Annotated in this window: 14 protein-coding genes; 2 read left to right on the top strand and 12 right to left on the bottom strand. The window is 40.7% G+C overall.

Annotation, left to right across the window (positions count from 1 at the left end; genetic code table 11):
* Positions 1-36: 36 nt before the first annotated feature.
* The 9 genes from G574_RS0104625 to nagA form a co-directional block, all read right to left on the bottom strand.
* On the bottom strand, positions 37-738 hold the full coding sequence (locus G574_RS0104625) for an MIP/aquaporin family protein (protein ID WP_029691169.1): 702 nt from the start codon (positions 736-738) through the stop codon (positions 37-39).
* A gap of 34 nt (positions 739-772) precedes the next feature.
* Positions 773-2,602: a type 1 glycerol-3-phosphate oxidase gene (gene glpO, locus G574_RS0104620; RefSeq protein WP_029691168.1), complete on the bottom strand. Its 1,830-nt coding sequence runs from the start codon at positions 2,600-2,602 to the stop codon at positions 773-775.
* Between the two features lie 9 nt (positions 2,603-2,611).
* Positions 2,612-4,123, bottom strand: coding sequence for a glycerol kinase GlpK (gene glpK / locus G574_RS0104615; protein WP_029691167.1), 1,512 nt, complete (start codon positions 4,121-4,123; stop codon positions 2,612-2,614).
* Between the two features lie 268 nt (positions 4,124-4,391).
* Positions 4,392-4,649, bottom strand: coding sequence for a DUF896 family protein (locus G574_RS0104610; protein ID WP_017770656.1), 258 nt, complete (start codon positions 4,647-4,649; stop codon positions 4,392-4,394).
* Between the two features lie 18 nt (positions 4,650-4,667).
* Positions 4,668-5,105 (bottom strand): hypothetical protein, encoded by a 438-nt coding sequence (locus tag G574_RS0104605; RefSeq protein WP_029691166.1) that lies wholly within the window; start codon positions 5,103-5,105, stop codon positions 4,668-4,670.
* Between the two features lie 5 nt (positions 5,106-5,110).
* Complete coding sequence (gene glyS / locus G574_RS0104600) at positions 5,111-7,147, bottom strand: glycine--tRNA ligase subunit beta (RefSeq protein WP_029691165.1); 2,037 nt, start codon at positions 7,145-7,147, stop codon at positions 5,111-5,113.
* 295 nt (positions 7,148-7,442) lie between these two features.
* Complete coding sequence (gene glyQ, locus G574_RS0104590) at positions 7,443-8,363, bottom strand: glycine--tRNA ligase subunit alpha (protein WP_029691164.1); 921 nt, start codon at positions 8,361-8,363, stop codon at positions 7,443-7,445.
* A 28-nt stretch (positions 8,364-8,391) separates the two neighbouring features.
* On the bottom strand, positions 8,392-9,150 hold the full coding sequence (locus G574_RS0104585) for an elongation factor Tu (RefSeq protein ID WP_029691163.1): 759 nt from the start codon (positions 9,148-9,150) through the stop codon (positions 8,392-8,394).
* A 311-nt stretch (positions 9,151-9,461) separates the two neighbouring features.
* Positions 9,462-10,610, bottom strand: coding sequence for an N-acetylglucosamine-6-phosphate deacetylase (gene nagA, locus G574_RS0104580; protein WP_029691162.1), 1,149 nt, complete (start codon positions 10,608-10,610; stop codon positions 9,462-9,464).
* Between the two features lie 264 nt (positions 10,611-10,874).
* On the opposite strand from nagA, the gene G574_RS0104575 reads away from it, so the two are divergent.
* Complete coding sequence (locus G574_RS0104575; protein ID WP_029691161.1) at positions 10,875-11,603, top strand: hypothetical protein; 729 nt, start codon at positions 10,875-10,877, stop codon at positions 11,601-11,603.
* 119 nt (positions 11,604-11,722) lie between these two features.
* Here the strand turns inward: G574_RS0104575 and G574_RS0104570 are convergent, their stop codons facing one another.
* Complete coding sequence (locus G574_RS0104570) at positions 11,723-12,568, bottom strand: DegV family protein (protein ID WP_029691160.1); 846 nt, start codon at positions 12,566-12,568, stop codon at positions 11,723-11,725.
* A 122-nt stretch (positions 12,569-12,690) separates the two neighbouring features.
* Here G574_RS0104570 and G574_RS0104565 point away from each other — a divergent pair, with 122 nt between their 5' ends.
* Entirely contained in the window at positions 12,691-13,248 is a 558-nt protein-coding gene (locus G574_RS0104565; protein ID WP_029691159.1) for a TetR/AcrR family transcriptional regulator, read from the top strand.
* Between the two features lie 89 nt (positions 13,249-13,337).
* On the opposite strand, the gene G574_RS0104560 is transcribed toward G574_RS0104565, so the two are convergent.
* Together G574_RS0104560 and G574_RS0104555 are read right to left on the bottom strand one after the other, a co-directional pair.
* On the bottom strand, positions 13,338-14,180 hold the full coding sequence (locus G574_RS0104560; RefSeq protein WP_029691158.1) for a Cof-type HAD-IIB family hydrolase: 843 nt from the start codon (positions 14,178-14,180) through the stop codon (positions 13,338-13,340).
* The gene (locus tag G574_RS0104555) at positions 14,149-14,964 is read right to left on the bottom strand and encodes a Cof-type HAD-IIB family hydrolase (protein ID WP_029691157.1); all 816 of its coding nucleotides are present in this window, start codon (positions 14,962-14,964) and stop codon (positions 14,149-14,151) included. Before G574_RS0104555 ends, G574_RS0104560 begins: the two co-directional genes overlap by 32 nt.
* Positions 14,965-14,986 lie beyond the last annotated feature (22 nt).

Below are 14,986 nucleotides of genomic sequence, written 5' to 3'. Positions count from 1 at the left end.
AAAGGATTTGGAGGTATAACTTTTTTTATGATCTACTTACATCATCACATTAAATATCAAAACTGCTAAGAAACCACCAACAATTGGACCTAGGATCGGAATCCATGAATAGCCCCAGTCTGAATATCCTTTGTGTTTGATAGGAAGTAGGGCGTGGAGGAGACGTGGGCCAAAGTCACGCGCAGGATTGATAGCATAACCAGTTGTACCACCGAGTGATAAACCAACACTGATAACTAACATACCAACACCGATTGTTGCTAAGCCTGGAGGCATTTTATAAGTACCAATGGCTAGGATCGCCAATACCAAAATCAAGGTTCCCAAGACTTCTGATAAGAAATTTGAAAAGGTATTTGGAAGAGCAGGCCCTGTAGCAAAAGTTCCTAAAATATCAGTTTGATTATCTGCTTCATCATAGTGCGGTTTGAATTGAAGATAAACTAAGAGTGACCCTAGCATGGCACCTAGAATTTGTACCAGGCTATAAATCAAGGCTGTTCCCCAAGAAATATCTCCTTTGAGTGCAAAAGCTAGACTGACAGCGGGATTGAGATGAGCTGGTGCAACCATTCCTGAGATAAAGGCTGCCATTGCAACTGCGAGACCCCATCCCATGGTAATGACAATCCATCCTGAGGCATGGTTTTTTGTCTTAGGGAGCACAACCCCTGCAACAACACCATTACCAAGTAAGACCAAGATGACGGTGCCTAAAAATTCGCCGAAAATATCCATAATCGTTCCTTTCATTCTGTTTCATCAAATAAAATTACACTTTCAATGCTGCCAAATCATTTTCTTTAAGAAGTTCTTGGAAGGCAGCTGTCTTCTCAGATTTTTCCTCTTCTGTCCATTCTAAATGTTTGGCCATTTCTGCTATCACAGGTTCTACCAAAGCATCAAGTTCATCGCGTTTGAAGAGCATATGGTTGGTACGACGCAAGAAGAAATCAGCTGGGTTCAAAGCCATTTCAAAATCCATGGCATAATGAAGCGACAATGTTTCCTTCAAATCAAGTCCCGGTGCGACATCAACAGTTCTTGCCAGATTATAGACCTTAGGAACGTTTGAACCATAAAGATTAGCAAGATAACGCGCGTCATCCATTTCAAGTCCACTAAGCGTTCCTAGCTGCGCATAGGTTTCAAGTTCAGAATCAACCTTAGCAGGATTTAGCTCCCCACCTGAGACTGGATAGGTCTTAGAGTTGATCAGACGGAATTGACGATCGTACTCTTCCTCAAGAACAAGTAAAACTTTTTTAAGCGCCCCTTCAGCCATTTTACGATAGTCTGTGATTTTACCGCCAGCTAAAGTAAAGAGGCCATTCTCGTCTCGATCAAAGCTACTACCACGTGAAACAGCAGATGGATTGAGCTCTTTTTCCGAAGACATGGTTTCCATATGTCCCAAAACTTCTTCAACCTCATGGCGTGATTTTTCTTGGTTAAGGTAGGCTTTAACTGAATCAATCAAAGCATCAAAGCTTTCATCTTTGAGTTTACCAGAATTACCACCATTATAATCTGAAGCGTTATTGCCTGCTAAGAGTGGTCGAAGACCTGCCCAGCTGCTTTCAATATCATCTATGGTGATATGAGCTTCTGGAAAGCGATTGTTGATAACGCCAATCAAATAGTCCACATCTTCCTGAGTAACCCTTGGATGCTCAAAGTCTCCTTGATAGTCTGTATCCGTTGTTCCAAAATAAGTCTTGTCTTCACGTGGAAGGACAAAAACCATTCGACCATCATTGAGCCCTGTATCTACATAGACAGGTTGAGAAACATTGAGACGCTTACGATCAACTACCAGATGAACTCCCTTGGTTGGACGCATTTGATGAATAGGATTGTCTGTATTACCAAAATTACGAATGGTATCAGACCACGGTCCTGTCGCATTGATGACTAAACGAGATTTGATGTCAAAGCTGTCGTCAGTTAACAAATCTCTAGCCTTAATACCAACCACTTTACCCTTATCATCTAACAAGAAGTCTTCTGCCTTAACGTGACTAGCAATAAGAGCACCATCACGATTAGCACGCTTGATATTTTCAATCACCAAACGAGCATCATTGTTTCGAAAATCAAGGTAGACACCACCGCCAAGGAGACCTTCAGCTTGTAAATCAGGCTCACGTTCCAAAACTTCTTGCTTACTCAAAAGTTTGTTAGCAAAAGGGGAATCCGGACCGATTTCAGCCAGAGAATCGTAGAGGTTCATCGCAACCTTGAGGCCAAACATATTGAAAGTAGTTCCCTCTTCGTCATAAACAGGCAAAAGCATTGGATCTGGTTTTGGGATATGAGGTGCAATGCGTTGAACAACCGCTCGCTCAGAAACCGTATCGGCTACCACTTCAACATCAAACTGTTTGAGATAACGAAGCCCTCCATGGACCAGTTTAGTCGAACGACTACTTGTCCCTTCCGCAAAATCCTGCATTTCAATCAAGCCAGTATCAAGCCCACTAGCTGCAGCTTGCAGAGCCAGACCTGCACCTGTTATCCCTCCTCCAATAATGAGTAAATCCAAGGTTCGATCCTGCATTTTTTGGAGTGATAATTGTCTTGTTGCTTTTGAAAATTCCATACATGACTCCTATTCTTCGTCATAAGCAGCATAAACTTGCGTTGCTTTAACAGCACGTTTCCAGCCTTTATAAAGTTTTTCCTTGCGTGATTCATTCATTGTTGCTTGGAAAAGCTGGCCTGTTTCATTAAGCTCTTTAAGAGCATCCATATCTTTCCAATAGCCTACAGCTAATCCTGCTAGGAAAGCCGCTCCGAGCGCTGTCGTTTCCAGGTTCTTAGCGCGGGCAATATCAATACCAAGAATATCAGCTTGGAACTGCATCAAGAAATTATTCATTGCTGCCCCACCGTCCACACGGAGTTCGGGAATAGCAATACCTGTGTCTAGCTGCATGGTATCAATAACATCACGAACTTGGTAAGCAATTGATTGTAAGGTTGCCTTAACGAAATCTTCCTTACTACTACCACGCGTCAAGCCAAAGACAGACCCTCGGGCATTGGAATCCCAATAAGGCGCTCCAAGTCCAGTAAAGGCTGGCACTACATAGATTTCATCGTCATCTTTAGATTTGAGAGCTAATGCTTCCGACTCTGGGGAGTTTTCAATCATACGAAGCCCGTCGCGAAGCCATTGAATAGCTGATCCAGCAATAAAGATTGAACCTTCAAGAGCGTAATAAACCTTACCATTAATACCATAACCAATTGTTGTCAGCAAGTTGTTTTTCGACAGCTCCATATCCTCTCCGGTATTCATAATGATAAATGAACCCGTACCATAGGTATTTTTGATCTTTCCTTTTTCAAAAGCCAATTGACCAAAGAGAGCCGCTTGTTGGTCACCAGCCATTCCTGAGATAGGTACCTTACCGCCATAAAAATGGAAGGAAGCCGTATGACCATACACTTCTGAGTTTGATTTAACCTCTGGTAACATAGCTTTAGGAATATTGAGTAAGTCAAGAATCTCATCATCCCATTTGAGGTCTTTGATATTGTAAAGCATGGTACGAGCAGCATTTGAGTAGTCCGTAACATGAGCTTCTCCATCTGTCAATTTCCACACTAGCCAAGTATCAATCGTTCCAAAGAGAAGCTCCCCCTTTTCAGCACGTTCTTGAGCTCTAGGTACCTTATCCAAAATCCAACGAACTTTAGTTGCAGAGAAATAAGCATCAATGACAAGTCCCGTCTTTTCATGAATCATCTCAGTATGGCCATCTTTTTTTAACTGGTCAGCTAATGGGGCTGTTTGACGAGATTGCCAGACAATAGCATTGTAAATCGGAAGTCCTGTCTTCTTGTCCCAAACAACCGTCGTTTCGCGCTGATTAGTTATACCAATGGCCTCAATTTGGTCAGGTTTTATGCCTGATTCGATAAAAGAACCTGCGATAACAGATTGAACCGAATTCCAAATTTGGTTGGCATCATGTTCTACCCAGCCAGCTTGCGGGAAAATTTGAGGAAATTCCTTTTGACTACTACTAACCTTCTTTCCTTTCTTGTCAAAGATAATGGCACGAGAGCTCGTTGTCCCTTGGTCAATGGCCATGATATATTTTTCTTCCGACATATATTTTCCTCCTGTTTTACGCTTTTTGGTAAGCGCTTACTTTTTATTGCTATTTTACTATACCAAAACTTGCTTGCTTATGCATTAGTTTCGCTCATTTTGCTTAAAATTATATTTTTCACAATTAGAAAAATTAAAAAAACCAATAACAACAGTATTATTCCTAAAGCAATTGGCAAAGATTGTGAAAAGTTAAAAGTCCATATTTAAAAATTGCAAAACTTTTCTTAGAAAAGAAAAAAGCCGACCTTATGTCGACTTTCTCTCATCAAGATTCAGGATCATCTAGGCTACGCCCATGCAATCCTTTTTCGCGCTGAATTTGACGAAGCTTTTCTGGCGTTACATCTTTTCCATCCTCGTCGACCAGTTTGATCCCTTCAATGTGATGACGTAAAGACTTACGGTAGCCATCGATATACTCACGACGGAGTTTTTCTTGCTCCACCTTCTCTTCACCAGTCAAACCAACTGTTTTTTTCTTTTTGGCTAATTCGTTGATACGATTAATTTTTGCTTGATCCACAATAACTCCTTTCATCTCTTAAAACAAGGTCCACTTCCCTTGATTGTCCGGTAAATACGCTTCCTGTGGTATCAGTGGATTATAGGCAATTCTCACCACATCAACATTCTCTAATTGTCTTTTTCCTGTATAACCAACCGGAATTGGACCTAGCTTGATAACTTCTCCCATCCTATAAATAATAACATCATAAATTTCATAGGTTTTTCCATCCACGTCATAAGCATAAACATAGACAGAATTCTTCTTAAAACGTAGTTGCCTCATAAAACGCCCTTGCGTTTCAGCAGTACATAGTTTCTGTTTGCGCTTTTTGCTAATAGCAGGTTTAGCGGCGCCCTTTTCTATCTTAGATGTTCGCCACATCCAACGAATAAAGAAAAACATAAGAACAATCAGCACAAAAGCTTGCAATGGAATGATAACATACAACTCTATAATTCTGAAAAGAGACATACTATCTACTTACTATTCAAGAGATTGAAGACCGCCACAGCACTTGCCTTATCCGCTAAGGACTTCAAGAGAGCCAAGCGGTTGGCTTTGACCGCTTCGTCATCTGCCATGACCATGGTATTGTCAAAGAAGTCTGTGATGACTGGTGCTAAACCAAAAAGGGCTTCCACATTGGCCAGCATATCATGGCTGATTTCTAGCTTATCCACAGCCTCATAGAGAGCTTTTTCCTCTTTATTTTCAAAAAGGCTAGAATCAACAGTTGTGCTTTCTGCTTTTTCTGCCAGATTGAAGACACGTGATAGACTCTCAACAGCTTCTTTATAGCCTGCGTCTTTGGATTTTTGGAAAATGGCAGAGCTAGCAGCAAGTTGTTCTGTGACCACATAGTTAGTGCTATCCAGAACAGCTGTGCGAATATCTTTTGGAATGGTCTGATCCATCATTTTATCCACACGCGCACGAATAAAGGACATCACATCAGCTTTATTGTCATACGTCAAACTATCAAATGACAAGTCATAAAGATCATTGATGAGCTCATCTAGCGGCATTTCCCAGCCAAAAGCATTCAAAATACGGACAATACCTGCTGTTGCACGACGAAGGGCATAAGGGTCATTTGAGCCTGAAGGAATGAGACCCACTGAGAAGAAGGATAGAAGCGTATCCAACTTATCAGACAGGGCAAGGATAGCACCGACTTTAGTTTCTGGCAAGTCACCATCTGCTGAGCTTGGCAAATAGTGCTCACGAATGGCTGTCGCCACTGCAGAATCCTCACCAGCTAGAAGGGCATATTTCTCACCCATAAGCCCTTGAAGTTCATCAAATTCGCCAACCATGCCTGTCAACAAGTCAAATTTATAGATTTGAGCGGCACGAGCGACTGCCTTACTGTCATCAAGAGACAAGCCAGCTTTTTCGCTCAGATACTCGGCAATCACGCCACTACGTGCCATGTGTTCTGAAAGTGAGCCGATTTTTTCATGGAAGGTTACATTAGCCAACTTAGCTACCAAATCTTCGATTTTGAGTTTTTGGTCTTCACGCCAGAAGAATTCACCATCTTCCAAACGAGCCACGAGAACTTTTTCATTCCCTTTGACCACATTTTCGATGTGCTTGTCATTACCATTACGAACAGAAATAAAGTTAGGTTTCAACTTGCCAGCTTGGTCACGTACCACAAAATAACGTTGGTGATTTTTCATTGATGTTACCAAAACTTCTTCAGGCACATCAAGGTACTTAGCATCAAAAGCACCCATGAAAGCTGTCGGGTATTCGACCAAGTTGAGGACTTCATTAAGAAGATCAGGGTCGATTTCCACTTGAACATTCTCCGCAGCTTCAATAGCCTTGATTTGCTCAACAATCATAGCCTCACGCTCTTTGGCATCTGCTATAACAAATTGCGTACGTAAGTCATCTTCGTAAGAAGTCGCTGAAGCAATCTCCGTTTCTTGACCAAGGAAACGATGACCACGACTGACACGACCAGACTGAATGTCTAAGAAATCCATATCCAAAGCCTTATCATCCAATAGAACAGTCAAGGTATGAACGGGACGGATGTATTCAAAACTATTTTTAGCCCAGTGCATGTTCACTGGAAAAGTCATCTGATTTAAAACTTGCGGAATATCAGCCAGAACCTCTTCCACTGCCTTACCAGCTTCATTTTTAGTCACATAAAGGTATTCAACCCCTTTGACCTCACGGAATTCGATGTCGTCAGTCGTTAAGCCTTTCCCGCGTACAAATCCTTGTGCTGCTTTGGTATAATTACCCTCATCATCAAGAGCAATTTTCTTAGCAGGCCCTTTAAAATCTTCGGTCAAATCCGTTTGCTTTTCCGCAAGACCTGTCACACGCGCTGCTAAACGACGAGGGGTTGAAAATGTCTTGATGCTTTCAAATGATAGGCGCTTATCTTTGAAGAAGGCAGCCAGGCGTTCTCCAAGTTGTTGTTCACTCGGTGTCACAACATAGGCTGGAAGTTCCTCCAAACCAAGTTCAATTAATAAATTTTTTGTCATAATTAAGATACCAAGGGCCTTCAACGGACAAGGCAAAATAGACAAACTGACCGACAATACTAACATCTAGGTCATGTTTTTCCTTTTGCAGCTGTCTCTAGCCCGTGTTCAATTCCTTTCTTTCGAAATCTGTTTTTTCTTGTTCCAGATCGCCTGAAACAGTTGCAGATAAGCAACTTTCTTGTTTCATTGCTAAAACTTTCCATTTTGCCATCAATCATTGAGATCATTAACGATTAATGGATCACAGCGTCAACTGGCGTTTGGAACTCGCTTTTTTACTGGATAGACTGAACTATTCTCCGTCTTGCTCCAGCAATTTTGAGCGAGTTTCTTCATCAAGCAATGGGAAACCCAGTTTTTTACGCTCAGCGACAAAGGTTTTAGCTACTACGCGTGCTAGGTTACGAATACGAGCAATATAGCCTGCGCGTTCGGTTACTGAAACGGCACCACGTGCATCCAGTAAATTAAAGGTATGTGAGCATTTGAGAACATAGTCATAGGCAGGGTGAACCAAGCCTTCATCCAAAGCACGTTTGGCTTCTTTTTCAAATTTCTCAAAGTTTTCAAGGAGCATGTCTTGATCCGAAATTTCAAAGGAGTATTTTGAGTGCTCATACTCAGGCTGTAAGAAAATTTCACCGTATTTGACACCATCAGCCCACTCAATATCATAAACCGAGTCCACTTCTTGGATATATGACGCCAAACGCTCCAAACCATAAGTGACCTCAGCTGTAACAGGTGAGGTCGCAAGACCACCGACTTGTTGGAAATAAGTGAATTGCGTGATTTCCATCCCATCAAGCCAAACTTCCCAGCCCAGACCAGCTGACCCAGTTGAAGGATTTTCCCAGTTATCTTCGACGAAACGAATGTCATGTTCTAATGGGTTAATGCCCAATTTCTCCAAAGACTCAAGGTAAAGCTCTTGAATGTTTGATGGTGATGGCTTCATGACCACTTGGAATTGGTGGTGTTGATAAAGACGATTAGGGTTTTCCCCGTAACGACCATCTGCCGGACGGCGCGAAGGCTCTACATAAGCAGCATTCCAAGGCTCCGGACCGATAGCACGCAGGAAGGTATAAGGACTCATGGTCCCTGCCCCTTTTTCATTATCGTAGGCCTGCATAAGCATGCACCCTTGATCATTCCAGTATTGTTGTAAGGTTAATATAATTTCTTGAAAAGTAAGTTTTTTATTGCTCATTGTTTCTCTTCTTTCTTATTTCTATGTTTTAAAATTCTTTTTCTAAGAAGCCATTTTCAATCAACCAATCTAATAAAGGCTTTGAATGATTTGTTTCCAACCATTGATGATATACGGAAAATACTTCTTTCTCAGAACCTAGATTGGAAATTAGTTGATCAACCGTCAGAAAACTTCTCCAGTATTCATAAAAAATACTAGCATAGTTACCGTCATAAGTTTCTTTCCCAAAATCATTGAGCGAATGCCAACCATATTTAGCTTGAAAAAGTGACACCAGAGTCCGATTACACTCTTTTTCTGCCTGAAATTCCATTTCTGTCAAAAAGTACTTACGACTAAGGTACTCAACCATACCTTCTTCAAACCAAATAAAGCTATCATAATCATCGAAATCATCTTCAAAGAGTTCCGACCAATGAGTTAGCTCATGACCAATGATTTGAAGTAAATGATTTTCTGATAAGCGGTTGTAATACTCCTTTATTGCAATAGTATCATCATTAGGATAATCATCTAGCTGCGCTAAATAGATAGTCTTCCAAACATCTTTTTCAGGAGTCATCACCATTCTCATATCATTAGTATAGGCAGGAATTGTAATATCACGAATAATAGATGTCGCACCCACTAAATTTGATAATAGCAAAATCTGCGGTGATTCTTCCAGAGCATAATGTTTTCTCAAAAACGCTTGAAAATCTTCTAATTTTAGTTGATGCTTTTGAAAAAATTTCTGATAGTTTTTTAGTTCCTCTTCCCCAGTTACTAGGTAATGAACTTCCATAATTTTATTCCTCAAATCATAAAAACCCCGCCTCTTCACTCCTATGCCTATTGACATAGGGGCGTTGAGACGCGGTTCCACCCTAATTTATTGCTTCATTGTGTTTGATTGTAACCAAAAGTGCCAATTACCCTCCATCACCACTCGGCTCTCACCATCCCGAACTCGCTTAAGTTATTTTGAGCGTAACCCTCTTTCTTGTGGCTATTATAACAAAGAAAGGTTTTTTTGTCTAATCTTTGCAAAATCTACATCACAAAAATAAAGAAAGAGCAAAGATTACGAAAAACTATCACACCATAAAGAATGATTTAAGCTTCAAAGACTTTTTCACCATTAAGGTAAGTCGCTACCAATTCCAAATCTTTGTCTAAAACGATGAAATCTGCCGCATAATTTTCTGTCAATTGCCCACAAACATCATCAATGCCTACAGATTTAGCAGCCACATAGGAAGCCATGCGAATAGCCTGCTCAGGAGTCGCAATGCCCCAGTCAACCACATTTTTGACACCATCTTTTAATTTCAAAATAGAGCCTGCCAAACTACCGGAATCTTTTAAACGAGCTGTGCCATTTTCCACAATAACAGGAAATTCTCCCAACATATAGTCTCCATCAGGTTGACCGCCTGCTCGCATACAATCTGTAATCAAGGCGACATGGTCATGACCTTTTTCACGCATGAGAATCTCACTAGCCACCGATGAAACATGATGACCATCTGTGATTAACTCTGCATAAGTGTTTGGAATATTATAAACTGCGCCAACCATCCCTGGTTCACGGTGCGTTAAACCACGCATACCATTATAAGCATGAACCCAGACAGATGCGCCTGCATCAACTGCTTTTTTAGCTTCATCATAGGTAGCATTAGAGTGCCCAAGAGCAACTGTGACACCTTGTTTTGTCACTGTAGACACAAAACTTGCGACACCATCTCGTTCAGGAGCCAAGGCGATTTTTTTGATACGTCCTCCCGCAGCTTTTTGCCATTTGTCAAACTCGTCCAAACTTGGGTCAAACATATAAGCAGGATTTTGTGCTCCTTTGTATTTTTCTGTGAAATAAGGCCCTTCAAAGTAAATGCCTTGAATTTTAGCACCCTTCACATCATCAGCAACACTGGCAATAGTCGCAGAAACGTTTTCCAACTGCTCAAAAGAAGAGGTCAATGTCGTTGGAAGAAAAGAGGTTACACCAGTTGATAATAATCCTTCACTCATGGCATGGATACCTTCTGATGAATTATCCATCACATCCCAACCGGCAAAACCATGAATATGGGTATCAACCAACCCCGGAGCAATTTGCTTACCAGAGTAATCAACGACTTCAGCATCACTTGGCACATCACTCTGCCACTGACCAAATTGACCATCTACAATTGGCAAATAGCCACCCTCTTTAGTCTCATCAACAAAATAAAATCGATCCGCTTTAAGAAAATACGTCATTTTTTGCACTCGCTTTCATTTTTTCTTCTACCACACATTATACGCTCTTTCCTTTCATTTCTCAACTGGTTATATCAAGTTATTGAAAAATACCTTCCATTTTTGCTTACTCAGAAAAACGGGGATTCACAGACTCATAATGCTAACATTTTAACCCATTCCTCAATTTTTTAGAGAATCTCACTTCTTGGATTGGCTTTTCACTTATTCTTCATTATAATAGGTATAAGTCAAAATTCATCAAGGAGATTACCAATACCAAACATGTTAAAATCAAAAAGTGAAATTCTATTTCTTAGCCTATCAATGATACTACTCTTAGCCCTAGGAGGAATCTACTTCATCTATGGCCGATCGAGTCAAGAATCATCAGCGACTCCAGTACCCAAAGTGAGTCAAAGCTCTTCCAGCTCTGAAAAAAATAAGCAAGAACAAGAAGCGGAAAAATCTGTTAAAGCGTTAGAAGATAATCCTACTGAAGATCATTTAAAAGCTGCCCAAGAAGCTGTTGATAAACTTCCAGATAGCAAAGTCAAATCGCAACTCCAAGAGCGTATCACTAAAATCAAAACGGAGTTAGACAACCAAACAGCGGCAGAAACAGCTGTTGCTACTGCTGAAACAAGCTTAGCGATGTCTGATATCGATGCTGCTCAAGAAGCGATTAACAAACTCAAAGACGGCGATAAAAAAACAGAATTGCAAAACCGTCTAGATCTGCTCTTACAAAATTTAGGGTACCAGACATCAGCTATAGAGACACCAGAATCTGGAAGTGCTCCCGAAGTAGAAATCGAAGAAAACAATCAAGCAGAAGCTGCTGTCACTACTGAAAGTGTTCAAAGTCAACCCACCCCATATAGAGCGACACCTGTAGTTCCTGTTGCACCCGCTCCTCGGGTATCTGTTCCAAGTAGTACCCCAGCACCACAGGCACCAGAAAACGTTGAACCTTCAGCAGAAGTACCAACAAGCGACTCTGCCGGCTCCTAAATCGCACTAATAAACAACTCAAATAAGACACAAAAGACTTCTGAGAAAGTATTTACCATCTTACTCAGAAGTCTTTTACTTATTTAATGATTTTTCTCAAAGAAATCGACCTAACAGTTTTAACCAATTTCGTAGCCCATTAAAATACCACCCTCCTCAGCATAAAAACTACACAAACCTGAGGTTGGTACAATGTGAATATCAGCTTCCGGATATTGCGTGCAAATTAAGGCCTTCAACTGCTCACAAATGCTAAAATTACGGCAATGTGCAATCAGAACGCGACCACCAGCATAGCCCGCTTTAACCATTTCTTGATAGGATGCAGAAATCGACTTTTTTTGTCCTTTAACTTTTTGAAGCAATTCAAGTTTTCCTTCAGGGCTTGCTTCACCAACCATTCGAATGTTTAATAGACCGACAACCTTGCCTAAAACCTTATTCAATCGACCATTTTTTACTAAATTGTCCACCTTAGCAAGCACAAATAACAACTTGGTCTTTTGCTGATAAGCTGTAATAGCATCAACTACCTCATCAAATGACAAACCTGAGGAAATCAATTCCTGAAGTTTCAAGACAAGCAAATCCATTTCACCACCAGCAGACAAACTATCAATCACATGAATATTAACGTCGGGATGTTCTTCACTATAAATGGTTTTAGCTAACTGAGCACTATTTTGACTCCCTGAAAGACCGCCCGTAATCGTAACAACAAAAATATCATCAGCTCCTTTAAAAGCTTCCATATACGCATCTGGACTAGGACAAGCAGATGTCGCAGCTACTTTAGTTGCCTCTAGCAACTCTAGCATGTCACCAATAACCATCCCCTCGTCGTCAATGAAAAGTTGACTCCCAATTTGTAAAGTCAAAGGTACACGAATATAGGTCAAATCCTTTGTCGTATCTTGTAATTCTAGCAAATCACAGCCTGAATCAGCTACAATTCTAACTCCCATGATGAGCCCTCCTCAACCGTAATTAATTTGACTTGCAAACTATTTTATACTAAAATTATAGCATTAATTGATTGTAAATACCTTTATTTATTATCAGATGTCACAAATCGAAAGGAATTGTTATGGCGAGAAAAGTTACTTCTGAAACAGCACTGATCTCTCTAAAAATGGCCAATCGTGAGGCTAAACAAATCACCAAAGAAGCTATTGAAGAAAGCCTTCTACTCCTACTTGAAACCAAAGCACTAGATCGTATCTCCATTTCAGAATTAACTCAAAAAGCTGGCGTTTCACGTAACGCTTTCTACCGTCATTACCAATCTAAAGAGGCCCTCCTCTATAAAATCATCAAGCGAGCAACACTCACTGCAGTAAAAGGATTACAGCGTTTCAATTTGGAAACTGAACGCTACCAGGCTTGGCTCTACCTCTTCAAAAAAGCTAAAGAGCATTCTCGCTTACTTAAGATTATTTTGAAGCACAATATGGTTCAGTGGCTCTATGATATCATTCTTAATCGCTTAGACAAATTTCAAAGACAATCAGATACGACACGCAGACTTTACATGCACTCTTTTTGGAGTCAGGCTGTACTTTCTGTCTTAGGACGTTGGATTACTGAAGGAATGACCATTCCTGAAGAAGAGATGGCAGCCATGGACTTGCCGCTGCTCATCTAGTAAGATAAAAAATAACAACTGAAAAAGCATTGAAGCAGTATCTATCACTCTACTTCAATGCTTTTTTTGGTTTTCTTATTTTTAAAAGTTCATTTAGTCAAGATGAAGCGGTTAATAGCAGCTGCCACACCTGAATGGTTGTTTGAAAGCGTCATTGCCGTAGCCTTTTGTTTCACGCTATCAGCAGCGTTTTCCATAGCAACAGCCAAACCTGCTATGTCAAACATTTCCAAGTCATTGTGCCCATCACCAAGCACCATAACATGCTCAAGACCGATATCTAAATCCTTAGCTAAGTCCGTTAAGCCACGCCCTTTATGGACACCAAATGGGAGAGCTTCATAAGCGTAATCCAAACTGCGTACTGTCATAAAGTCCTTAGCTAGTTGGCCATCTACCCGGTTCTGAAAGGCATCAAGAATCGATCCCTCAGCCATAAAAATAGCTACTACTACAGGGATGTCTAAACTTAAAAATTCGTCCAAAGTAACGTGATACAATTGGGAATTTTCCGTTTCAGCATCTCTAACAGCTGCTGGATAAAGCTTCTGACCCAAGGCATAATTGGCTTCTTTAGTAAAAAAGACAAGATTAATGTCTTCTTCATTGTCAAAAATACCTGCTAGATAAATCAAGTCCCCTCGCGATAGCTGATGGCTTCGCAAGGTTGACCAATCCGAACTTTTGAAAAGCCAAGAGCCATTATTGGCAATGACATAATCATCGTCCAGCCCCAACTCTTGAGTATAAGGCATAATTCCTGACTTAGGACGCCCCGTGCAAAGAACGATGTGGATACCTTGGTAATACGCTTGACGAATCGCTTCTTTGTTTTCTCTGGAAATTTGCTTACGGTCATCTAACAAGGTACCATCCATATCAATGGCCAATAGTTTTACATCAGATTTTAAGGGCAAACTCTTTAATCGCATAGGCAACTCCTGCTTGGTTGTTGGATTTGGTAACTTTATTTGCTTGCTCTTTGATCGTATCCGAAGCATTTCCCATAGCTACTGCTAATCCCGCATAATTTAATAATTCCAAATCGTTATTCGCATCTCCAATGGCCATAATATTACCAGACTCAATTCCCAAATGATTGGCTAAGTGTGCCAATCCTGTAGCCTTATGATAGCCCTTGGCCATCACCTCATAGAGAAAGGTTTGACTCCTCACCCCACTATAATGAGCAGTAATCACTTTTTCATTTTTGGCTTGGAAGTCATCAATGGCCTCAGCTTCTCCCATGTACATCGCGTTATAGACGGATTCTTCAATTCTTGCAATCGCCTCTTTGGAAATCGGATGAATCTTGGTAAAAACCATGTCGGCATCTGCTTGAGCAATGGCAGATGGATTTTCCCCAATAAAATAGTAATCCTTATTTGTCGCTAGGACCAAATCCACTTCTGGATTAGCATCAACATGGGATTGTAGGTCTAAGATATCTTCAGTCTTTAACGGTTGACCATAAAGCGTTGACCAATTAAGTGTTTCATGAACAGAGCACCCATTATTTAAAATCACATACTCTTCTTCTGTCAGACCTAACTGGTCAAAATATGGTTTAACCCCTGCCTTGGAGCGTCCTGTACAAATCACAATCTTGATACCTGCCGCAACTGCTGCTTGAATAGCATCAATATTCTCTTGCGGTAATTGCTTACGACTATCCAATAAAGTGCCATCCATATCAATAGCAATTAATTCTATCATGTTTCCCCCATTCCATCTGCTA

It is taken from the genome of Streptococcus hyovaginalis DSM 12219 (assembly GCF_000420785.1).
GTDB classification, from domain to species: domain Bacteria; phylum Bacillota; class Bacilli; order Lactobacillales; family Streptococcaceae; genus Streptococcus; species Streptococcus hyovaginalis.
Note: the sequence above shows the minus strand (reverse complement) of the source record. Positions and strands in the feature narration are given on the sequence as shown.